This is a genomic window from Streptomyces sp. NPDC047017, assembly GCF_040644175.1.
GTDB lineage: Bacteria > Actinomycetota > Actinomycetes > Streptomycetales > Streptomycetaceae > Streptomyces.
In genome coordinates this window covers 61,737-83,694 of sequence record NZ_JBEYVW010000024.1, presented here as the reverse complement: position 1 = coordinate 83,694, position 21,958 = coordinate 61,737, and the positions used below count along the sequence as shown (strand labels likewise).

18 protein-coding genes and 1 other RNA gene are annotated in these 21,958 nt (G+C 70.9%); 2 read left to right on the top strand and 17 right to left on the bottom strand.

All coding sequences use genetic code 11. The annotated features are described in order from the left end of the window. Positions 1–115 precede the first annotated feature (115 nt). The 10 genes from ABZ858_RS32030 to ABZ858_RS31985 all read right to left on the bottom strand — a co-directional run bounded on the left by ABZ858_RS32030 (position 116) and on the right by ABZ858_RS31985 (position 11,008). Positions 116–1,291, bottom strand: a complete 1,176-nt coding sequence (locus ABZ858_RS32030; RefSeq protein ID WP_361386588.1) for a uroporphyrinogen-III synthase — start codon at positions 1,289–1,291, stop codon at positions 116–118. A gap of 122 nt (positions 1,292–1,413) precedes the next feature. Next, the gene (locus tag ABZ858_RS32025) at positions 1,414–1,671 is read right to left on the bottom strand and encodes a hypothetical protein (RefSeq protein ID WP_361386585.1); all 258 of its coding nucleotides are present in this window, start codon (positions 1,669–1,671) and stop codon (positions 1,414–1,416) included. Between the two features lie 185 nt (positions 1,672–1,856). Beyond that, positions 1,857–2,159 (bottom strand): hypothetical protein, encoded by a 303-nt coding sequence (locus ABZ858_RS32020; protein WP_361386582.1) that lies wholly within the window; start codon positions 2,157–2,159, stop codon positions 1,857–1,859. Then, complete coding sequence (locus tag ABZ858_RS32015) at positions 2,152–6,609, bottom strand: DUF6531 domain-containing protein (protein WP_361386579.1); 4,458 nt, start codon at positions 6,607–6,609, stop codon at positions 2,152–2,154. Before ABZ858_RS32015 ends, ABZ858_RS32020 begins: the two co-directional genes overlap by 8 nt. A 6-nt stretch (positions 6,610–6,615) precedes the next feature. Next, the gene (locus tag ABZ858_RS32010; protein ID WP_361386576.1) at positions 6,616–6,924 is read right to left on the bottom strand and encodes a hypothetical protein; all 309 of its coding nucleotides are present in this window, start codon (positions 6,922–6,924) and stop codon (positions 6,616–6,618) included. 148 nt (positions 6,925–7,072) lie between these two features. Further along, positions 7,073–8,104: a hypothetical protein gene (locus tag ABZ858_RS32005; protein WP_361386573.1), complete on the bottom strand. Its 1,032-nt coding sequence runs from the start codon at positions 8,102–8,104 to the stop codon at positions 7,073–7,075. Then, complete coding sequence (locus ABZ858_RS32000) at positions 8,092–8,748, bottom strand: hypothetical protein (protein WP_361386570.1); 657 nt, start codon at positions 8,746–8,748, stop codon at positions 8,092–8,094. The genes ABZ858_RS32005 and ABZ858_RS32000 overlap by 13 nt, the downstream gene beginning before the upstream one ends. 197 nt (positions 8,749–8,945) lie before the next feature. Further along, positions 8,946–9,677: a translation initiation factor IF-2 gene (locus ABZ858_RS31995; protein ID WP_361386567.1), complete on the bottom strand. Its 732-nt coding sequence runs from the start codon at positions 9,675–9,677 to the stop codon at positions 8,946–8,948. 210 nt (positions 9,678–9,887) lie between these two features. Further along, a complete protein-coding gene (locus ABZ858_RS31990) occupies positions 9,888–10,199 on the bottom strand; it encodes a DUF397 domain-containing protein (RefSeq protein WP_361386564.1) in 312 nt (103 codons plus the stop codon). Then, positions 10,184–11,008, bottom strand: coding sequence for a helix-turn-helix transcriptional regulator (locus ABZ858_RS31985; RefSeq protein WP_361386561.1), 825 nt, complete (start codon positions 11,006–11,008; stop codon positions 10,184–10,186). Before ABZ858_RS31985 ends, ABZ858_RS31990 begins: the two co-directional genes overlap by 16 nt. A 226-nt stretch (positions 11,009–11,234) precedes the next feature. Here ABZ858_RS31985 and ABZ858_RS31980 point away from each other — a divergent pair, with 226 nt between their 5' ends. After that, positions 11,235–11,624 (top strand): ATP-binding protein, encoded by a 390-nt coding sequence (locus ABZ858_RS31980; protein ID WP_361386796.1) that lies wholly within the window; start codon positions 11,235–11,237, stop codon positions 11,622–11,624. Positions 11,625–11,677: 53 nt separating this feature from the next. Beyond that, a complete protein-coding gene (locus ABZ858_RS31975) occupies positions 11,678–12,040 on the top strand; it encodes a hypothetical protein (RefSeq protein ID WP_361386558.1) in 363 nt (120 codons plus the stop codon). Between the two features lie 74 nt (positions 12,041–12,114). Here the strand turns inward: ABZ858_RS31975 and ABZ858_RS31970 are convergent, their stop codons facing one another. The 7 genes from ABZ858_RS31970 to ftsE form a co-directional block, all read right to left on the bottom strand. Continuing rightward, on the bottom strand, positions 12,115–12,843 hold the full coding sequence (locus ABZ858_RS31970; RefSeq protein WP_361386555.1) for a hypothetical protein: 729 nt from the start codon (positions 12,841–12,843) through the stop codon (positions 12,115–12,117). Continuing rightward, positions 12,840–17,306: an RICIN domain-containing protein gene (locus ABZ858_RS31965; protein ID WP_361386552.1), complete on the bottom strand. Its 4,467-nt coding sequence runs from the start codon at positions 17,304–17,306 to the stop codon at positions 12,840–12,842. Before ABZ858_RS31965 ends, ABZ858_RS31970 begins: the two co-directional genes overlap by 4 nt. A gap of 346 nt (positions 17,307–17,652) precedes the next feature. After that, positions 17,653–18,053, bottom strand: a transfer-messenger RNA (tmRNA) gene (gene ssrA / locus ABZ858_RS31960). A gap of 162 nt (positions 18,054–18,215) precedes the next feature. Beyond that, entirely contained in the window at positions 18,216–18,695 is a 480-nt protein-coding gene (gene smpB / locus ABZ858_RS31955; RefSeq protein WP_361386549.1) for an SsrA-binding protein SmpB, read from the bottom strand. Positions 18,696–18,782: 87 nt separating this feature from the next. Then, on the bottom strand, positions 18,783–19,964 hold the full coding sequence (locus ABZ858_RS31950; protein WP_361386546.1) for a S41 family peptidase: 1,182 nt from the start codon (positions 19,962–19,964) through the stop codon (positions 18,783–18,785). A 68-nt stretch (positions 19,965–20,032) separates the two neighbouring features. Beyond that, positions 20,033–20,950, bottom strand: coding sequence for a permease-like cell division protein FtsX (gene ftsX / locus ABZ858_RS31945; RefSeq protein ID WP_361386543.1), 918 nt, complete (start codon positions 20,948–20,950; stop codon positions 20,033–20,035). Between the two features lie 32 nt (positions 20,951–20,982). Next, on the bottom strand, positions 20,983–21,672 hold the full coding sequence (ftsE, locus tag ABZ858_RS31940; RefSeq protein WP_361386540.1) for a cell division ATP-binding protein FtsE: 690 nt from the start codon (positions 21,670–21,672) through the stop codon (positions 20,983–20,985). Positions 21,673–21,958: the final 286 nt, after the last annotated feature.

Here is a 21,958-nt window from a genome sequence, read left to right as displayed (position 1 = left end):
TTCGGCGCGTGGACGCGTGCGTATGCGGCCGCGCGTCCGGACGAGGGGCGCGGGCGCCTGTGTCGCGGGCGGCGGCGGTGAGCGCCCCGGGGGGCCGTGCCGGGGTGGGGTGGGATCAGGAGGACGGCGGGGCGTGCTCGTGCTCGTCCTCGGTGGCCGGGTCCGGGTCCAGGGTGAGCCGGTAGCCCCGTTTGACCACCGTCTGGATCAGCTGCGGGGTGCCGAGGGCGGTGCGCAGGCGGGTCATGGCGGTCTCCACCGCGTGCTCGTCCTGGCCCGCGCCCGGCAGTGCGCGCAGCAGGTCGGCGCGGGTGACCACCCACCCGGGCCGCCGGGCCAGCGCGCGCAGCAGTGCCATCTGGGCCGGTGGCACCGGTCGCAGCTCGCCGTCCACCAGGGCCGCGTGCCCGCGGATCTCCATCCGGTGCCCGGCGACCGGCAACACGTGGGCCCGACCGGGCAGTTCCTGGCACAGCGTCTGCACCAGCGGGCCCAGCCGGAACCGCTCCGGCTGCACCGTCTCCACCCCGTGCGCCCGCAACGGCGCGGCGGTGACGGGCCCGACGCAGGCGACCAGCACGTCATGGCCGAGCGCGGCGAGCAGGCCGTCCAGCAGCCCCCGCTCCCCGGCCCGGGACAGCAGGGACGCGGCGGCCGGCGCGCTGGTGAAGGTGAGCGCGTCGACGCCGCGCGCGACGGTGGCCTCCAGCAGCCGGTCCAGCGGGCCGAGATCGGCCGGCGGCAGCCACCGGTACACCGGTACGGGCACGACCTCCGCTCCCCCGGCGCGCAGCGCCTCCACGAAGCCGGCCAGCGGCTCCCCGTGCAGCTGGACGGCGACCCGGCGCCCCGCCACGCCCTGCTCCAGCAGCCGGTCGAGCACCTCGGCCATCGACTCCGAGGACGGCGACCATTCCTCGGTCAGCCCGGCGGCCCGGACCGCCCCCTTGACCTTGGGCCCGCGCGCCAGCAGCTCGGCCCCGCGCAGCCGCTCCAGCAGCGCCTCGCCCAGCCCCCAGCCCTCGGCCGCCTCCACCCATCCGCGGAAGCCGATCGCGGTGGTGGCGACCACGACATCGGGCGCCCGGTCGACGATCTCCCCGGTGGCGGCGCGGAGTTCACTGTCATCGGCGAGCGGGACGGTCCGCAGCGCGGGCGCGTGCACGACCTGCGCGCCGCGCCGCCGGAGCAGCGCACCCAACTCGTCGGCGCGGCGCGCGGCCGTCACGCCCACGGTGAACCCGGCCAGCGGCCCGTGCCCGGCCCCCTGCTCTTCCTCGACCTCACCCATGGCTCTCGCCCCGCATCCCACTAGTCCCACTAGTCCCACTGTTGCACCGGTCGCACCCGTACGTTCCGCTACCGCCCGCCGGGCCCCCCGTCAGGGTCGGCACTGACAGGGTGGCGAACAGATCACTGCGCGGGGACGGCCGACACCCGGTCACCGGCGCGCGCGAGGTTCGGTCCCCGCACCTCGTCGGCGCCACAGGTGTATGCCGGCCAGCGCGACTCGTCGCAGGCGAAGAAGGACTCACCCCAGGAATCGACCCGCACACGGGCCTCGCGGTCCCCCGCTCGCGTCAGATCCCACCAGGCCCAGCCGCGGAACTCGGATTCGGGGTCGAACTGGTACAGCCGCTCCTGCTCGACATCCGCGATCTCATGGAACACGCCGGAAACCCTTCACTCTCCCTGGCCGTCTTCGTTGTCGACGGGAGCCTGTCTGCCTCCGGCCGGGAACGCACCGCGGGCATCGCCGACAGGCCGCCCGCTACGCCACCCCGGCACGTCTACGACGACAGCGTGGTGGTCACCGGGACGTCGGCGGCGAAGAGCCGGGGGGCGAGGCAGCTCCGCTACTTTTCTTGGCTGACGATGGTCATTCCCTTCTCCAGAAGGGAGACCGCATTCCCACACAGACGAACCTTGGCACTGTTGGGCGGATCGACGAATTCTACCCTGCGCTGATACCGCTCGATCCAGTCGACCTCCACCAGTTGCCCCGGCGCCTCCCCTGTCAAGCTGGTGGAAGGATCTTCACCGAATCGCTGGCCTGGCCGAACGACCCCACCCACGCAACGGACGACACAGATTGCGGATCGGGCATCTGCTTCTTCCACCGAGTGAATCTGAAGCTTACCCACTTCACTGTCATCCATGTTTGTATGCCTCCGCGACGAAATTCTTTATTTGCTCGGGTGAGAGCTTTGGCACGTCCCACTCCAGAGCATCACTGATTCCACCGTATGAATTCACCTTGGGTACCTGGACTCCCATCTCGGAGAGAATCCCCCGGGCGGTGTCCACCGGCAGCTCGACGCTGGCTCTCCGGGCCAGTTCCGACGCCGGTAGGCCGACGCCGACCTCGGCTTCCGCGGCTATGTAGCCGCGCGCCAGCGGCACTCCTTCGAGTGCACTTCGAGGGATGACCTGCACCACAGCTTCACCGTACTGCTCCGAGTGCCTGGCGAACGTCGTTGCTACTCCGGGATCTGTCGATGTAGGGGTGAATCCAACATCTTGGTTTCCACTGCTCGCATCGAATCCCCGAGTGGTCCCCCGGAAGAGGTGCTCTGCCTCGGCGCATTCTTCTGGCGCCAGCCCGAAGGGATCGGACCAGATATGGGGATTCTTGACGTATCCGTAGGGATTCGGGGAGGGCGCCAGTCCAAGGGGATCCGCGGTGAGGTAGCGGGCGGTTTCCGGATCGTATTGGCGATAGCAATTGTAGTGGAGCTCGGTCTCAGGATCGTAGTACTGGCCCGGGAAGCGCAATGGCGTGTATGCCGTGCTGTCCGCCGCCCAGGCTGTCTTTCCCCACAGAGTACTCCGAGTACGCCAAGCTACGGTTCCGTCTTCGTCAATCAGTTCGCTGGGAGTACCGACCAGATCGCTGACAATGGCGAAGAAACGGGAGGCGATCTCCTCTTGTGGCGCATCCGCCGCTGTGATTCGCTCTGTCTGGGCTACAGGCCGAAGACCCTGGTGGTCCCAGGTCAGTGTCACCTGATCAACGTCGCCCTGGGAGATCGTGGTCTGCTCGCACAGCGTTGTGCCGTCCCAGGTGAATTCGACTCGTTCGACAGCCGTTTCACCGTCCGCGGAGAGGCGGAACTTGGCTGTGCGACGGCCCAGCGGATCGTAGGTGTAACGCCATCGAGCGCCGTCGGGAGTGATGGCTTGGACGAGGCGGTCCTCCGCGTCCCATTCATATCGCCAGGTATCCGGCTTCCGGGAAATACGTTGCTTCTGTCGCAGGGTTACGCGACCGAGGACGTCGTGCTCATAGCGGGTGTTACCGGCCCGCGTCATACGATTGCCGTCGTACCCGCGCTCCCCTGTCGCATCCTGGCCCGGGTGCGAGGTCGGCCACGATGCCGATGTCTGGTTGCCCAGCTCATCGTAGGTGTACGTCTCGGTCCATTCCGCCGCACGGACCACTTGTACCCGGCCCGCCGTGTCCAGTTCGAAGTGGCGTGTTCCCGACGCCTGGTCGTCGATGCTGAGCAGGCTGCCGTCGACGCCATAGGTGTATGCCCGGTGCTGCACGACTCGACCGCTCGGAAGTTCTGCCGACTGAGTGGCCAGACGCCCGAGGAGGTCGTAGGAACGGTTGAGGGCGAGCATCCCGCCGATGCGATGGCCAAGCTCGTGACCCGCGTCATCGTAGACAAAATCGATGCTGTGGCCCGAAAGCGCCATGTGCGTGCGGTTGCCGGCCGCATCGTACGTCCAAGTGCTTGTTGCGCCGCTGGGAGTGGTGCGGCCTGTTCGGCGGCCCAACTCGTCATAGGCGTAGGTGATCGTCCGACCGTCGACACTCTCCGATTGGAGGCGGCCAAGAGCGTCTCGGGCAAGGATCAGGTTCGTGCCCGGGCCGTTGGCCCGCGCTACTTGGTCCAGCAGGTCGTATTCGTAGGTCGTGACGTGTCCCGCCGCGTCCTTCCGTGTTACCTGGCCCAGCGCGTTCCGCTCGAAGGCGATCGTCTGACCGAGGGCATCGCTGCGCCGCCTCAGAGCTCCGGCCGCGTCGTACTCGTACGTACGTGTGCGGCCGTCGAAGTCTGTTTCAGAGCTAAGGTTGCCGACGGAGTCGTACGTGTACGTCCATACGAGACCCTGTGGATTGGCGACCTTTATCAGACGCAGTTCGGAATCATAGGTGAACTCGTGGCGGACGCCGTCCGGTCCCGTGCGAGCTGAGAGCAGGTCGAACCATGTGTATGCGAATGTGGAAATGCGCCCCATCGCGTCTTTGTGACTGACGCAATTGCCCTCGCCGTCGTAGGACCAGGACTGGGTGGCCCCGTCCGGTGCGATGTGGCGGGCCCGTTTCCCCTCGTCGGTCCACTCCAGGCGAGTGACGTTGCCCAGAGGGTCCGTGAAGGTGATGGGCCGCCCGAATACGTCCCGCTCATAGCGTACTGAGGCGCCGAGTGGATCGGTTATGCGCTCAGGCAGTCCTGCGGCACCGCAGCGGATCCGGGTGGTGTGACCAAGCGCGTCCGTGATTCCCGTGAGACGTCCGGCAGCGTCATAAGTGGATCGGGTCGTGGCCCCGGACGGAGCGGTGACGCTGGTGAGGTTGCCCCGTTCGTCGTACTCCCGGAGCCATGTGTTGCCGTTCGGCTCACTGATCGCTGTAGGCAGATCCAATTCGTTGTAGAACGTCTGCCGCACCCGTCCATCCGGACGAACGACGGACACCAATCGCCCCAGGGGGTCATACCTGAATTGCCGCCTCCACCCCATGCGGTCCGTGACGGCGATGAGGCGGAGCTCCTCGTCCCATTCCTGGAGGTTCACGTTCCCGAGCGGATCACTCTCGCGGATGAGGCGCAGGCTCTCGTTGTGTTCGTAGGTGCGGGTGTGGCCGAGGGAGTCGGTGACCTTGGTGGTGCGGGTGGTGGGGTCGTAGGTGAGGGTGGAGGCGAGGGCGCCGCCGGTGCCGCCGGTGGCGGTGACGCGGCCGTGCTGGTCGTAGCGGTACCAGTAGGTGGTGTCGTTGCGGTCGGTCCAGGAGGTGATGCGGCCTTCGGTGTCGTAGGCGTAGCGCAGCGGCAGGCCCGAGGAGTTGGTCTCCTGTGTCAGGTGGCCGGCCCGGTCGTAGCCGAAGGTGAGCAGGGTGGTGCCGGGGCCGCCGGGTGCCCCGGGGTCGAGCAGGCGCAGGCCGGTGACGCGGGAGAAGGACGTGTCGTGGTCGAGGGCGACCCGGTAGCCGCCGGAGTGGACGATCCGGGCGGGGATGTCGCCGCGGTCGTACTCGATGGTGATGCGGTTGCCGTTGCGGTCCTGGAGGTACTGCAGGGGCAGGTCGACCGCGGTGCCGTCGGCGGCGGGCACCGGGGAGTGGAAGACGTGGACCAGGCCCGTGTCGGGGTCGGTGACGCGCAGCGCGCCGTCGACCGTGTCGTCCCAGGAGAGGGTGAGGCGTGAGCCGGGGGTGTCCGCACGCACGGGCTCGCCGCTGTCGGTGTCCGGGACGGGGAAGCACAGGCGGGAACCGTCCGCCGCCGCGTACACGAAGCCGTCCTCGTCGGCCTGGAGCCGCTGGTCCAGGGTGGAGGCCCAGCTCGGCCCGAACCAGCCGCCGCAGCGGTACGAGGAAAGGTGCACGCGCTCCAGGACCAGCGGCAGCACGCCCGGCAGGGTCACGTCCGTGCGGGGCAGCGCCATGTCGCCGGTGGCCACGTCGATCGGGTCGCGGACGAATCTCTTGGCCGCGTTGCGGATCGAGGCCGGCAGCTTGTCGAAGCCGGGGCGCAGGCTGAGCCGTTCGAAGGCGGCGCAGTCCAGGCCCATGCTCTTGCCCAGCTTGGCCAGCGCGGCCGGCCCCAGCGCCTTCAGGCCCTTCCCCAGGGCCTTGCCCAGCACACCGAAGCCGACCCCCATCGCCGCGCCCTCGGCGAGGATCCCGGCCAGCTTGCCCGGGTCCTTGAACGCGCCCGGGTCCTCCAGCGCCGTGGTGAAGGCCGTGAACTCCGCGCCCTTCAGGGCCATGTCCCCCACGGCCTTGACCCCGCGGAGGTCCTTCAGCGCCTTCAGCGCACGCTCGACCTGCCGGATCACCGACAGGACCTCACGGACCACGGAACCGAGCGCGCTGCCCTCCTCCTCGATCCGGCCGACCAGGGCGACCACCTTCGCCGCCCGCTCACCCGCCATCAGCGTGGAAGCGACCGACGCCGCGCCGGCCGTCAGCACATCCAGTGCCAGGCCCGCCAGTTCGAACTCCACCATCTCCGCCAGCAGCACCCCGATCTCGGAGAGCAGCTCGTGCGCCTTGTCCGCGAAGTCGTCCAGCGCGCCGGCGCCCTTGCGCAGCGCGTGCGCCATGTCGGTGGCCTGCTTGCGGGCCGCCTTCGAGCGCTTGCCGAACGCCTTCGCCGCCTGGCCCTTCCACTCCACACCGGTCAGCGACTGCTGCGCGGCACCGGCCGCGCCCTCCAGCCCCTCGGCCAGGTGGCGCCACTTCTTGGCGATCTCCCGCACCCCGTCCGGGTCCACCGCCGGGTCCGAGATCCCCAGGAACTCCAGACCGCTGGCGACCGTGTCGCCGAACATGTGGTTGAACTTGTTGATGTAGTGCAGCGGATTGAGACTGACCACGCCGGCTCAGCCCTTCTCGTGCCGGGCCGCCGCCAGCAGCAGGTCCAGCAGGTCGAACGCGGCGGACACGTCCCCCATGAACGTCGCCTGCGCCGCCCACTCCTCCCCCAGCTGCCCGGTCAGCTTCACCAGCGTGTCCATGCCCTCCCGGACCTGGCTCTTGGCATGGGTGAGCGAACCCAGCGCACCCAGCGCGCCAAGGTCATGCGAAGCGGCCCTGAACTCCCGCAACGGCTGCGCCGTGTGATGCTCCACCCCCCGCAGCCCCGTCGCCGCCCGGTGCATCGACACCGCTTCCTTCTTCAGATCCGACACGCCACCGACCCCCGTACTTCGCACTGTGCACATGCCAAGTCCGTGACCCTAGTGAGTCACCTTCACGGCGGGGCAACGGTGAGCCCATGGGCGAGCAAAGCCGCTTGAGGGGAGGGGCAGCCGGGTCCCCGAGCCGTACACGTCGCCCTCAGCGGTTGACCGACTGGATCTCCTGCACCGTGACGTCCTGGGTGCCGCCGAAGGTGCCGTCGTCCAGGGGGCCGCCGGTGCCGCCGGTTCCGGTCCAGCTGATCTTCCAGGTGATCGTGGCCCGCAGCTGGAACGTGCCGTCGCCCGAGGAGCGCAGGTACTTCACTCCGCACGGCGGGGTCTGGTCCGCCTTCCCGGGGGCGTACGGCTCACCGATGCCGCCCCCGGCGAGCCGGCAGGCACCCGAGGCCGGGTAGGTCTGCGCGTCGGGCGTGCCCGGGTCGATCTTCACCGAGACCGGTACGGCGGTGGTCGTCGCGGAGATGCCCAGGACCGGCACCGAGGCGGTGACGGCGACCGGCTTGAACTGCGCGCCGTCCAGCCACGCCCACGTCGGCAGGTTCACCTTCGTCACCTTCGCCGGGGCGAGGCTGACCTGCGTGCTGGGGACGCGGATCTCGTTGTACGCGAGCTGGGCGAGGATCTCGGGTGTGATGGCCTGCGGGGTGTCCGCGGGGGGCGGGGCGCCCTTGTCCACCCAGAAGATGTCCTTGGTGCAGTCCAGTGCGCCCGGGTCGCCCTCACGGCCGGGGGTGACGTACGAGTCCCACCAGTAGCCCTTGCCGTCCTTGTCCTTGTTGAAGTCCTTGTAGGGGTGCCCGTTGACATAGCGGTCACGCTGCTGCGCGTCCCACTGGTAGCCCGTCGAGTCCACCCCCCAGATCGGCTCCAGGTACGCCTTGAGCTGATCCGGCGTGAACTTCGGCGCGTAGTAGCAGGCGGGCGGCGTCCACGTCGTGGTCGAGGCCACGGGCCCGACGGAGGGGCCGGAGCCGTTGCGGGAACGGTCGTAGACGATGGCACCGGCGGTGGCGGAAAGCTGCTGGTTCTGCTGGTCGCCGCTCACCTGCGTCTCGGAGCCCGTGCCCTTGCCTCCGGGTACGAAGTCGGCCCAAGCGGCCGGGCCGGAGGCCCATATGAGAACGCCGGCCGTGGCGGCGCACACCGTGATCCTGGTTACGGCTGGCACTGAGCTGCTCCCCTGGTGGAGACGATCTGGGAGGTCTGCCAGACACCGTCGGCGTTCTTGTCCAGCCGGGTGTTGTAGAGCACGTAGCTGTTCTTGGTGACAGGCGTCCTGGCGACCTTGCCGGTCTTCTTGTCCTTGCTGAAGCCCTTGCCCTCGTCGGCGCAGAAGGTGACGGCCGCCGACGTCGTACCGCGCAGCGTCGCCTTGCGGTCGTAGTAGCGGGCCTCGCCGGTGAGCGTGGCGTCGGCGGCCTTGAACTGGGCCACCCAGGACAGCGCGGCCTCCCGGGCCTTGCCCGTGTTGTAGTACGCGAGCGCCTGGCCCTTCGGGTCCGTTCCGGTGATCGCGGCGTCCACGGCACGCATGCGCTCCGCACTGTCCGCCAGCACCGCGTCCAGTACCGGATCACCCGTCTTCGTGTCCTCGAAGGTCAGGGTGAGGTCCGAGGGCAACCCGACCTTCGGCCGCCCCGCCACCGCGGAAGCCGACGCGCTCGGTGAAGCCGGGGTCGACGACCCCGTGTCCGCGCCCGCGATCTTGTCGTTCGGCTTGGTGCCGCCGTCGCTTGTGCCGCAGGCTGTGAGCAGGAGTGCGGCCGTCGTGCCGGCGACGGCCGTGGTGAGCAGGCGGGGGCGGCGGTTCACGGCTGGCTCCTGGTGGGGCGTGTGGGGTCGATGGCGCAGGCGACACCGTACCGAGGTCACCCTCGCCCGCACCAGGGCGGATTGCCTTCCCCACCGCCGTACATGAGACGTACGCGAACGGACCGCCGCCCTCCGCCGAGGGGCGGGCGGCCGTCGTGCGCGCGGTCTTTCTTGAGCGAGGATCTCCTCCGGCACCATCAGGCCATGGCTTTCATGGGCGTACGGGCTGACGTGCCGGTGCCGGCCCGGGCGACCGTCCTGGACCCTTCGGGCGCGGAGGTGCCGCCGCTCCCGCCGCCCGCCGGTTCCGAGGGGGCCGTCGAGGGCGAGCTGTCCCCGGTGCTCGGGGCCGGGTCGCCGGGCGCGGACGCCGGGGGCGGGGTGGGCACGGCCACCGGGCCGCTCGCGCCCGGTACCGGCGGTTTCGGCCCGGCGGTTCCCGAGGCGGTCGGCCGGGGGACGGTCGTGGAGCCCGGGGCGTGCGGGCCGGTCGCCGTTCCGGCCGCCGTGGCGGAGGCGGCCGGTCCAGGCACGATGCCGGTGGCCGTCGCGGAAGCCCCGGGCAGGCCCGGCACCCCCGGCGCGGCCACGCCCGCCCCGTTCCCCGGCGCCCGGGCCGGCCCCGAAGGGCCGGGAGTGGTGTCGGCCTTGCCCGCCGGCCGGTCGCCGGCCCGACCCGGCACCGGCAGCCACGGGGCGTGGGAGTTGCCCGACACGAGTGCGACGACGATGGCGACGGCGTAGCCCGCGCAGGCGAACCCGACCGCCCAGCCGAGCCGCCGGAAGCGGCGGCTGCGGCGGTCCGGCACGTCGACGCGCAGTGCGTGCAAGGCGCCGGTCGCCGGGAACGTCTGGGCACCGGCGCCGTCCTGCGAGCCTTCGGCAGCGGCGGGCCATACTGGTCGGGCTTGTTCCAGCCCCTTTTTCACGCGCACGTTCTTCCCCCCACGGGAGTGTCACGGGTGCGCGTACGACTCCGGGCCCGCGTCGCCGGAACAGGCCCCCACCTGCCCGAGCGCCCCCCTAGTACCACCGGCTCGGCGGTCATGAACGTACGCCCATGAGGGGGCTATCCGCCCGGAAGACCGGTTCTGAACGGAAGTGACCGATCTAGGGGTGGCTGGAAACGAACCTCGTCGTTAGGTGAGTTCGCTCGCGGCGTGCTGGAGGAAGGTCGACCAGGCGTCGGCGGCCACGGTGAGGTGCGGACTCGCCTCCCCGAGCTTGGAGTCTCGGAGGTGGGTGATGTGGGGGGTGGTGGCGACTTCGAGGCATGCGCCGCCTTGTGAGTCGCTGTGGCTGGACTTACGCCAGGTGGAGGCGACTTCGAGGCATTCGCCGCCTTGTGAGTCGCTGTAGCTGGACTTACGCCAGGTGTAGGCGAGTTCGAGGCATTCGCCGCCCCCGGTGCTGCTGTAGCTGGACTTGAACCACATCAGCTCGGTGGACATAGCTCCTCCGCCAACTTTCCGATGAAGCGCGCCGACTCATCAGGACTGAGTGCCTTCCGAAGGATCGTCGCATGGCGCTGTGCGACAGCACTGATCCTATCCGGTTCGGCATACAACGTTGCGGACGCCTGTCCTTCCTCGTAGGCCAAGGCCTCGTGTTCAGTTGTCTCAAGCAGTACGAAGGGCCCGTCCAGTTCGGGTCCCGCACCCGCGAACGTCAGCACCTGGATCGTCACGTTGCGCGCCTTGCCGACCTCGATCAACCTGCACAGTTGCTCCCGATGCGCCTCCACACTGCCCACCCGGTTGCGCAACACCAGATCTGCGATGACGAAGTTGAATGCCTTGGTGCGCTGCTCAAGCAATGACTGGCGTGCCATCCGCCCTGCGAGCCGCTCCTCGATCGTCTCGTCATCCAGCGGTGGGAAGTGCGTGTTGAGATAGGCCCTGATCGTCTGCTCGGTCTGCAACAGGCCCGGGATCAGCAGAGGCTGGTAGGAACTGAGCACGACCGCCTCGGCCTCGTACTGCACATAGTCTTCCGCATACGAGAGATACCGCTCCGGCTTCAGGAACTCGTGCCCCGCAACGAGTTTCCCCCGCGCCCCGCACAACTGATCCGCCGCCTGCAACAACCGCATCGTCGGCCTGCGCCGCCCGCACTCCATCGACTTCACGTACTCGTAGTCGTACCCCGTCTCCTTCGCCAGCGCCAGGCGAGTGACCTGGGCCTCCTCGCGCCATAACTTGATCTGCCCTCCGCAGTACCGCCAGTTCTGCTGCGCCTGCTGGGACTCCCCCGCGGCCACGTGCCCTCACCCGCCTCCCGCCGTCGCACCGTGTACAAGCACGCTGCGTACCCGAATCGCTACTTCCCGAGGCTAGACGCACGACGCCAGCCTTGGCCCACAGAACGACGGAGAACCACACGCGAGGGAACCCCACCCCATGCCGACGACACCACCACCGCCCCCACCGCCCAGTTCCACACCCCGCCGCTCCCCCGGCGCGCTCCCCCGTGACATCGAGTGGCGCATGCCCCGGCACGCCCGCAGTGTGGGCCGGGCCCGCACGCTGCTGCGCGAGCAGGCCGCCTCGTGGAAGATCCCGGACGAGGTCACGGAGACGGCCGTACTCCTGCTGAGCGAGCTGATGACGAACGCGTACCGCCACGCGAGGACGTCCCCGGGCCGGGAGATCTGGGCGCGTTGCGTCCTGGAGGACGGGGGCCGGCTGCGCGTCACGGTCACCGACGCGAACGACACGCTGCCGGTCCCGCGCCGGGCGGCCCCGGAGGACGAGTCCGGCCGGGGCCTGGCCCTGGTGGCCGCGCTGGCGGCCGACTGGGGCGCCGCACCCCGGCCGTGCGGGATCGGCAAGACGGTCTGGTTCGAGCTGGAGTCACCGCCGCGGGACGCCTCCTGATGCCGGTGGCTGCCAGTACCGTGGGCGCAGAAGCACACTCGACGGAGTCCGGTGTGACCACGCATCCCGAGCAGGGGCACGGACTCGTCCCGCGCCCCGAACGCACCCCGGAGGCGGTTCGGGTCGCCCTGGCCCGTGTCGCCCCGCACCGGCTGGGCGAGAGGGAACAGCACCAGGGGCAGGCGCTGGCCACGGCCATCCAGGACGGCAGGATCGGCCACCTCCAGCACTGGCTCACGCACGGGCAGGTCCAGGTCGAGATCGAACGGCGTCCCGACCTCCACGCCCGGCACCATGCCGCCCTCGCGGCCGTCAACGAGAGCGGCGGCAAGGACGCCCCGGAGTTCCGCGCCGCGATGGACGAACTGCACGCGGTCGAGACCGAGGCCCGTCAGTCGGCACCCCGCGCCCTGTAGTCCGCCTCACCCGCCGAAACACCGCGGCCCGCGCCCCTGTTGCAGGGGTGCGGGCCGCGGGCGGGCAGGTGGGGTCAGGCGAGACCTCCGTAGGTCACCGTCCGGTCCGGGCCCGCCTCGTGGGCGACGCGTTCGGCCAGGGACCGGCCGCGGCGGTCCAGTTCCTCCCGGCGCGCGTCGTCGGCCTCCTCGTCGCGGTCGTTCAGGTAACGCTCCATGCTCGCGTCGATGTCCTTCGACCACGTGTACAGCTCGGCCACGAGGGCGTCGGACAGGGTGAGGCCCGCGGCGGGGTCGTCGGGGGCGAAGTCGCCGAAGCCCTCCGCCCGCAGCGGGGACCACTTGTACTCGCCGAGGACCGTGAGGGCGAGCGGGTGCGGCGGGGTGCCGTGGGCGTCGCCGCTCCAGTGGAGGCGGTCGCAGCCCCAGCACAGGAACTTCGCCGTGCCGTGGCTCTCGTCCCGGTAGCGCACGACCCAGCTCGGGCCGAGGTGCCGGGCGAGCGCCTGTGCCGCCGAAAGGCCCTCCGCCGCGTGCCGCCGTACGTCCTCGCGGGCGGCGGAGCCGGTGGCCGGGCGCGCCCGGGACCAGGCGGACAGGCGGTCCGCCAGCCGGCCGGGCAGGCCCAGCGAGGGGTCGTCCAGCGGCAGGGGGGCGGTGAGACCGGACAGGTCGTCCGAGCCGCTCTCCGGGTCCTGGGCCGCGAGGAGCGGGGAGTCACCGTCCCCGGCCGCCCGGACGAGCAGGTGGCGCGGGGCGGCGGCGGAGGACGCAGGGGACGTACGGGACGTACGGGCGGTCATGCGGGGTTCGCTCCTACGATGAATCCGTTGTCGCCCACGGTGATGGCGATGCGCTGCACCTTTCCGTTGTACACGGTCTCGTAGATCGGGCGGCCCTTGTCGGCGCCCTGGTAGCCGACGATCTCCCCCTCGGTCAGCGCCTTGTTGAGGACCTTGGGGATGTCCTCGGAGGCGATGCCCCGCTCGATGAACTCACCGGCGTGCCGGAAGATGATGTGCACCAGGCCCGCCTTGGCGTTGCCCATCTCCAGCCAGGCCACCGGCACGCCGGGCCGCGGGTAGCGGACCACCATGACGAGGTCGGCCCGGTTGAACTTGGCGCCGCTGCTCTCCAGCTTCTTGACGAGGTCCAGGTCGAGGCTGTTCGCCGCCTGCGAGCGGCCCGCCATGCGCTTGGCGAGGCGCAGTGCCATCCCGGCCACGCTGTCCGGGTCGGCCAGGTCCTTCGCGGTGGGCGCCTCCCCGAAGATCGCCTTCAGGTTGCCGAGCAGCTTCTCGGCGTCGACGCCGGTCCTGATGGCGTCCTCGACCAGGCCGGCGTACCGGAGCGCCTCGACGATCTTGTCGCCGGGGACGAAGACGGCCGCCGCGAGGGCGCAGCCGCCCGCGCTGCCGTGGTAGCAGTCGATGGCGTCGTGCAGGACGATGGCGTACAGCACGTCGCCCAGCGTCTGGCCGAACAGGTTCTCCCAGCCGAGCCGGGTGATGTCGCCCGCGCTGAAGTGGTGCGTCCAGTCGGTCGTCCGGTTCTTGAGGACGTCGGTGCCCAGGAACACCGTGTCCGCCTTGGGGCAGCCGGACTCGGTGGCGGGCACGTCCGGGTTGGTGCAGTAGTAGTAGCTGACCGAGACGTCCAGGTGCAGCTCGTACGTCACCGTGCACCCCTTGAGGGTGAGCCGGCAGTCGTTGAGCTGCTTGGCCGGGCCGGCCTCGGTGACCTTGCCGACGACGTAGAAGACGTGCTCCATGCCGATGCCCGCGCCGTCGGACACCTGCTGGTTCGCCGACTTGCGGTCGGCCTCGTCGGCGGCCTGCTGCGCGGAGTCCGCGTACTTCTGCGCGTCCTTGGCGGCCTGCTCCGCCGCGGTGGCGTCGGCGTCGGCGCGGTCGGCCGCGGTCCGGGCGTCCTTGGCGGCCTGCTCGGCCTCGGAGGCGGCGGTGCGGGCGGCGTCGGCGTCCAGGGCCGCCTGGTCGGCGGAGTCCCGGGCGTCCTTGGCGTAGCCCTCGGCGTTCCCGGCGGCCTTGTCGGCCGCCGCCGCGTCCTCGCCGGCCTGGCGGTCGTACTCCAGGGTGTTGGCCAGTGACTTCTGCGCGTCGGCGGCGGCCTGGGCCGCCTCGGCCGCGTAGCCCAGGGCCTCCTTGGCCGACTTGCGGGCGTCCGCCGCGTGACCGGCGGCCTCGGCGGCGATGGTGTAGGCGGCCTTGGCGTCGCCGGTCGCCGCGTTCGCGGTGCTCTGCGCCTGCGCGGCGGCCTGCTGCGCGTTCTGGGCGTGCGCCTCGGCGACCGCCTGCTGCTGCTCGGCGATCGTCTTGGAGGACTGGCCGGTCAGGACGGCGAGTCCGGCCGCCGAGTCGGTGGTGACGTAGGGCGAGCCGAGCTGGATCGCGTCGTTGGCCGGGGCGGCGACCTGCTGGGCCGAGTTGCGGGCGTCCTCCGCGGCCTGCGCGGTGACGTACGCGTGCCCGGCGGCGTCGGCCGCCCCCGCGACGGCCTTGTCGGCCTCCGCCTGGGAGGCGTCCGCCTGCTTCTTGGAGTCGGCGGCGTGCTTCTCCGCCTCGTCGGCCAGCCGCACCGCGGTACGGGCCGCGGTCGCCGCCGCCTGGGACGCGGTGATGGCGTCCGCCGCCGCGCTGGTCGCCGTGCGTACCGCCGCGTCCGCCGTGAGCTTGGCGGCCTGGGCGGCGTCGGAGTCGGAGCGGGCGCGCTGGGCGGCCGCCTCGGCGCGGGTGGCTGCGGCGTCCGCGTCGGCCGCTGCCCGGGTGGCCGCGTCCGCCTCGCCGCGGGCCGACGTGGCCGCGCTCTCGGCGTCGTCGGCGGCCTTGTCGGCGTCGTCGGCCGCGGCCCGGGAGTCCTTGGCGTCGGCCGCCGACTCGTGGGCGTCGGCGTAGGCGTCCTCGGCGTCGGCGTGGGCGCGGGCCGCGTTCGCCTTGCTCTCCGCGTCCCAGGCGTCGTCCCGCTTGTCCTTGGCGTCGTCCCGGGCCTGCTCGGCGGCCTGCCGCTTGTCCGCCGCCGTGGACGCGGCGGCCTCGGCCCGGCCCTTGGCGTCGTCGGCCGTCTTGGCGTAGCCCTCGGCGTCCTTGCGGTGCGCGGCGGCCTCGGCCTGCTTCTGCGCGGCGGTGGCCTGCTCCGCCTTGGCGGTGGCCTCCTCGGCCTCGGCGGCGAGCCGCTTGGCGTGCGCGGTGGCCGCGGCCGCCTTCGCGTCCCCCTCGGCCTTCTGCGTCTCGGCCAGCTTGGCCCGCGCGGTGTCCCGGGCGTCCTTGGCGTTCTGCGCCTGCGCCGCGGCGGCGTCGGCGGCGGCCTTCGCCTGCGCGTTCGCCTCCTGCGCGGCGGCCGTGCGGAACGCGGCCTTCGACTCGGCGGCCTGCGTCAGGGCGCGCGCGGCGATGGTCGCGCTGTCCCCGGCCGCGGCGCGGGTGGCGGCGTACGCCGTGTCGCCCGCCTTCGCCATCGCGTCCAGGGCGGCGGCGGACGCCTTGGTCACCTGGGCCTTCTGCTGGCCCGCCAGCAGCGCGCGGCCCCGGGGGGCGCCCTGCTGGTCGGCGATCGCGTACGCGGCCTGCTCGGCGGTGTCCGTGTCGGTGGCGTCCTTCTTGGCCGCCGTGGCCTGCGCCTTCAGCAGGTCGAGCTGCTTCTTCGCGGCGGCCTGGGCGCTCGCGACGCCCTTCTTCGCCTGGTCGAACTGGGCCGTCTTCGGGTATTCCAGGCTGTCGGTGCCCTGGTGCCCCGACGGCACGATGTCGAACTGCTGCGGGGCGCCCCCGCTGCACGTGTACAGCCGGGCGTCCTGGCCCTTGGTGTACGTCTTGAGGTCCAGGCACTTGCCGGTGCCGGTGCTGAACAGGCGCGTGGTGGCGTGCGAGGTGTACTGCCAGTTCTGGGCGGCGCTCTTGTTGCACGTCCAGATCTGGATGGCGGTGCCGTCCGCGGTGCCGGAACTCTTGACGTCCAGGCACTTGCCGGAGTTCACGTTGACCAGCGTGCCGCCGCTGATCCGCCACTGCTGGGCCGCGCCGCCGTTGCAGGTGGAGATCTCCACGGGCGTGCCGTTGTCCTTCTTGCCGCCCTGCGCCTCCAGGCAGTTGGCGGAGGAGCCGTGGGCGTGCAGGACCAGCGGGCTGTCACCGATCCAGCCGGGGCCGCCGGCGGACCAGTAGTCCTGCCAGCGGGTGAGATGGTCGGCGTACCAGGACTGGCCGATCATCTCGCCGAGCGCCTTGGCGCCGGCCGCGAGGGCCTTGGTGGCACCGGCGTTCGCGGTCAGGATCTGGTCGCGCTGGGCGGCCTGCCCGGAGATCTCCCGCTGCCACTCGGCGGACGCGGCGGCGACCTCCTTGCCGAGCACCTTGTCCGGGTCGACCGGGGTGCGCCAGGCGCAGGCCGCGAACCGGGTCTTCAGGTCCTCGACCGCCACCCGGTACTCCAGGGTGCCGGGCTCGGGCGCGGTGCGCGGGAAGCCGCCGGAGGACAGGAACAGGCGGGCGTTGTCCGCGCCGGCCGGCTCCATGACATCGTTCACCAGATCGTCCCAGGCCTGGTGCTCGGCGTACGCCCGCTGCCAGTCCTGGCCGGGGGCGTTGGGGTCGGGGTCCTTACCGTAGAGCGGGGTACCGAGGTCCTTGACGGCCTTGACGGTGGCGTCGTCGGCCTTCGGGGTGGGGTCCTCGTAGAAGCCGTCCTCGGCCTTCCAGAACTGCGCCGAGGTCCACTGGAACAGCCCGGTCTGGGAGAAGAAGTTCGGCCGGTCGTCGCCGCCGAGGCCCGGCGGGTCCTCGAAGTCGGCGACCGACTTGAAGCCGCCGGGGGCGGGCAGCCCGGAGATCTTCCAGGCGTTGACGCGGTCGTAGAGGGCGGTGCCCTCCTTGTCGGCGGCGCTCCGGTCCGCGGCGAACGCGTCGGACAGCGGGGTCTTGTTCCAGTACTCCCGGTTCGCCGCCGTGTGCAGCTGCTCCGGGCCCTGGTCCAGGGCGCTCTGGGCGACGCCGTACATGCCGGGGCCGCCCTGGCGCAGGACGCCCGCCATCAGGCACTGGTCCTCGCGCAGCTGCTCGGCCGCGGCGGCGTCGAAGCCGTCGTAGCTGTCGGCCACCGGGGCGGCGTCCGGAAGCGCGTGGTCGAGCAGGTCGGGGCGGGCCGCGAACGGCGTCAGCACGGCGAGGGCGAGGAGAGCGGGTACGAGGCGGAGGCGCGCGGGGCGTCCTGGGCCGCGCGGTGCCAGTGACCTGGCACCTGATCTGGACTTCACGGTGATCCCTGACGTCGTGAACGGGCAGCCGGGGGCGCCCGTCCGCAGGGTCCTCCGGTACGCGGACGCGAGCAGACACGTGGTGGCGGTCCCCCCCGACCGCAGGCCATGCGCCCGGCGACGGAGGAGTCAGTTCCGGCCGGGTGCGTCGGCAACTCTAGGCAGGGCACCTGCGTACATGACAAGATCTCGGTCAGGGAGTGGCCGAAAATCGTCCCTCGCGGGCGCCGAGGGGCGGGTACGGCTGAGGGCCCGGCTGCGGGCGGGGCTCACGGGAACGGCGAAGGCCCCGTCGCTCGCAGCGACGGGGCCTTCGCCCACATGGGGTACCCGCGCGGGGGCGGGCGAGTGGAGATGGCGGGAATCGAACCCGCGTCCAACGGTGCGGAACCAGGGCTTCTCCGTGTGCAGTCCGCTGCGATTTTCTCAGCCCCGGAGATCACGCGGACAAGTCTCCGACGGGCTCAGTCACTGTTTGGTTTCCCTCTTCACCCCGTGACCGGGATCAAGGTTTAGTCCCCTAGCTGATGCCAGGATCCGGGTCGGGAACAGCCCCGGGCTGACACTCCCTGTATAGGAGGCTCGCGATCGCTACCTGAGATCAGGCAGCGAGGGCGAAGGCCTGCTGGGAGGAATCGCGCTTGGTATTGGCGATTATTTTTTTCGGCCTGTGGTTTACGAGATCATGGCCGCTTCCTCGACACGCTTCCCCTGCTTCGACAACCGCTGTCGAAACCGATCATCCCCATGTTGATTTTTCAAGCCCTCCGGGGAAGTCCCTGGAGGCCCTCCGGAGAGGGGGCGTGCACCGGTCTCACGGTGCGTTGCCATCGTACGTGACCAACGCGGGTCCCCGCCAGCGTATTCCCGGCGGCCCGGCGGCCCGGCGGCCCGGCGCCAGGGGCCCGCTCAGGCCCGCTGCTTGCGCCGCACCGCCGAGATGGCCCGATCCGTCTCCCGGCGGTCCTGCTTCTCACGCAGGGTCTGCCGCTTGTCGTACTCCTTCTTGCCCTTCGCCAGCGCGATCTCGACCTTCGCGCGGCCGTCCTTGAAGTACAGGGCGAGGGGCACGATCGTGTGACCCGTCTCCTGCGACTTCGCCTCCAGCTTGTCGATCTCCTCGCGGTGCAGCAGCAGCTTCCGCTTGCGCCGCGCGCTGTGGTTGGTCCAGGTGCCCTGGCTGTACTCGGGCACGTGCACGTTGTGCAGCCACGCCTCGTGGCCGTCCAGCTGCACGAAGCCGTCGACCAGCGAGGCCCGCCCCTGGCGCAGCGACTTCACCTCGGTACCCATGAGGACCAGGCCGGCCTCGTAGGTGTCCAGGATGTGGTAGTCGTGCCGCGCCTTCTTGTTCTGCGCGATCAGCTTGCGCCCTTTTTCCTTAGCCATAGTGCCGACCATTTTGACACTGCCCCGGGGGTACGCGGAAAGTCCATTTCCCTGGGCTGCCCCCGGGCCTCCCCCGGGCGCGTCCGGCTACGAGGGATCGCCGAGGCCGGTCAGCACCGTGCGGGCGCGGGCCAGCGCGTCGCCGCCCGCGTCCAGGTCGGGGGTGATGCCGCGGCCGTCCACGCCGCGCCCGCCGGGGGTGCGGTAGTGGCCGACGGTCAGCTCGGCCACGGAGCCGCCGGGCAGCCGGGTCGGCATCTGCACCGAGCCCTTGCCGAAGGTGCGGGAGCCCACCACGACCGCCCGGCCGCGGTCCTGGAGGGCGCCGGTGAGCAGCTCGGCGGCGCTCATCGTGCCGCCGTCGACGAGCGCGACCAGGGGCCGGGCGGTGTCGCCGCCGGGCGCGGCGTGCAGGGCGCGCTGCTCGCCGTCCACGTCGTAGGTGGCGACCAGGCCGCCGTCGAGGAAGGCGGAGGCGGTGGAGACGGCCTCGGTGACCAGGCCGCCGGAGTTGCCGCGCAGGTCGAGGACGATCCCGGAGGCGGCCGGGCTGTCGCGCACGGCGGCGCGGACCTCGTCGCCGGTGCCCTTGGTGAAGGCGGTGACCTTGATGACGGTCGTGCCGTCGGCCAGGCGCCGCACCGCGACCGGGTCCGTCGACAGCCGGGCCCGGCGCAGCGTCTCGCGCCAGGTGCGCGTGCCGCGTTCGAGGCCCAGGGTGACGGCGGTGCCGGCGGGCGCGTCGGCGGCGTCGCCGCGCAGCAGGGAGACGACCTCGGTGACGGGCAGCCCGTCCACCCGCCTGCCGTCGACGCTGCGCAGCCGGTCGCCCGCGCGGACCCCGGCCCCGGCGGCCGGCGAGCCGGACCGCACCTTGGTCACGTCGATCCGGCCGTCCCGCTCCCGCCGCGCCCACAGGCCGACGCCGGTGTACTGGCCGTCTAGCGCCTCCTGGAACTCCTGGTAGTCGCCGGGCGAGTACACGGCGCCCCAGCGGTCGCCGCTGCGGCTGACGGCCCGTTCGGCGGCCTCCATGGGGGACTTGCCGGACGCGGCGGCCTCGGCGGCGGCCCGGGCGACCTGTTCGTGCCGGCCGGCGGCGGCCGGGAGCGGCGTACGCGAAGAGGGCGCCGCCGCGGCGGACCCGCGCTCGTGTCCGGGCAGCGACCCGGTCGCCGCGCCGGCCACCAGCACCCCCACGAAGACCAATGTCAGAGCGGCCCCGGTGCGGGTGCGACGGGGCTGACAGAACGGGTCACGGTCTGACATGGCGGTGAGTCTAGGACACACGAACGGGGCCGCACGCGCGCTCGGCGGTGCGGCCCCGTTGGCATGTGTCACACCTTCAGATACTTGCGCAACGCCAGGGAACCGGCGAGGGCCGGGATCAGGAAGCTCGCCGCGATGATGAACGGGAGCTTGGTGAGGACGGCGTCCCAGCCCACGAAATTGATGAGCGGGAGCTTCGTCGACAGCGCCACTCCGTGGTCGATCACGAAGTACTGCACGCCCACCAGCATGGAGGAGGCGAGGGCGCCGCCGATGAGCCCGGCGACCGCGGCCTCCATGATGAACGGCGCCTGGATGTAGAAGCCGGAGGCGCCCACCAGGCGCATGATGCCGGTCTCCCGGCGCCGGCTGAACGCCGAGACGCGCACGGTGTTGACGATCAGCAGGGTCGCCACCGTCAGCATCACCAGCATCACGATGCGCGCGGCCCAGTTCATGTACCCGAGCAGGGTGAAGAGGTTGTCCAGGATGCTCTTCTGGTCCTGCACGGACTGCACGCCGTCACGCCCGTTGAAGGCGCTGGCGATGACCTGGTACTGCTCGGGGTTCTTGAGCTTGATCCGGTACGACTCCTGCATCCGGTCCGGCGTGACGGCGGCGGCCAGCGGGGAGTTGCCGAACTGCTCCTTGTAGTGCTTGTACGCCTCGTCCTGGGACTCGTAGGTGACCTTCTCCACCACCGGCATCTTCTGCAGGTCGGCGAGGATCGCCTTCTTCTGGTCCTCGGTGACCGCTCCCTTGGCGCAGTTGGGGTCGGACTCCGCGTTGGACTTGTTGCACAGGTAGATCGAGACGTTGATCTTGTCGTACCAGTAGCCCTTCATCTTGGTCACCTGATCGCTCAGCAGCAGCGACCCGCCGAACAGGGCCAGGGACAGGGCGACGGAGACGATGACGGCGAACGTCATCGTCAGGTTGCGGCGGAGACCGACACCGATCTCCGACAGGACGAACTGGGCGCGCATGGCGTCTGGTCAAGCCTTTCCGTCGTGGACTGTCAGTGCTGGTAGCCGTAGACGCCGCGTGCCTGGTCGCGGACGAGGCGGCCCTGCTCCAGCTCGATGACGCGCTTGCGCATCTGGTCCACGATGTTCTGGTCGTGGGTCGCCATCACCACGGTGGTGCCCGTCCGGTTGATCCGGTCGAGCAGCTTCATGATGCCGACGGAGGTCTGCGGGTCGAGATTGCCGGTGGGCTCGTCCGCGATCAGCAGCTTGGGCCGGTTGACGAAGGCCCGCGCGATGGCGACGCGCTGCTGCTCACCGCCGGACAACTCGCCGGGCATCCGCTCCTCCTTGCCGCCGAGCCCGACGAGGTCGAGCACCTGGGGCACGGACTTGCGGATCTCGCCCTTGGACTTGCCGATGACCTCCTGCGCGAAGGCGACGTTCTCGGCGACCGTCTTGTTCGGCAGGAGGCGGAAGTCCTGGAACACCGTCCCCAACTGGCGGCGCATTTGCGGCACCTTCCAGTTGGACAGGCGCGCGAGGTCCTTGCCCAGGACGTGCACCTGGCCGTGGCTGCACCGCTCCTCGCGGAGGACCAGCCGCAGGAAGGTGGACTTGCCGGAGCCGGAGGACCCCACGAGGAACACGAACTCGCCCTTCTCGACCTCCAGGGAGACATCCCTGAGAGCGGGGCGGGTCTGCTTGGGGTAGACCTTGGAGACGTTGTCGAATCGGATCACGGATGCACCACGGGTCGCCGGGGGTAGATGAGCGTGACCATACGCGAGTCGGGTGTGCGCGCGCAGTCGCCGGTCTGGGTTGCGGGACAGTAGTACGTTTTGTCTGTGCCACCGTCTCGTCCGTGCCACCGTCTCGTCCGTGCCACCGTTTCGTCCGCGCGTCGTCTCGTCTGTGCCGCGGCGGGTTTTCCGCGTTCCGCGAAGGGCCATGGGTTACCTGCGGGGACCGCGCGCCGAAAGCCGGGGTACCTGGCATGGTGGAAGAGGGAACGTTCGCGTGCCCGCG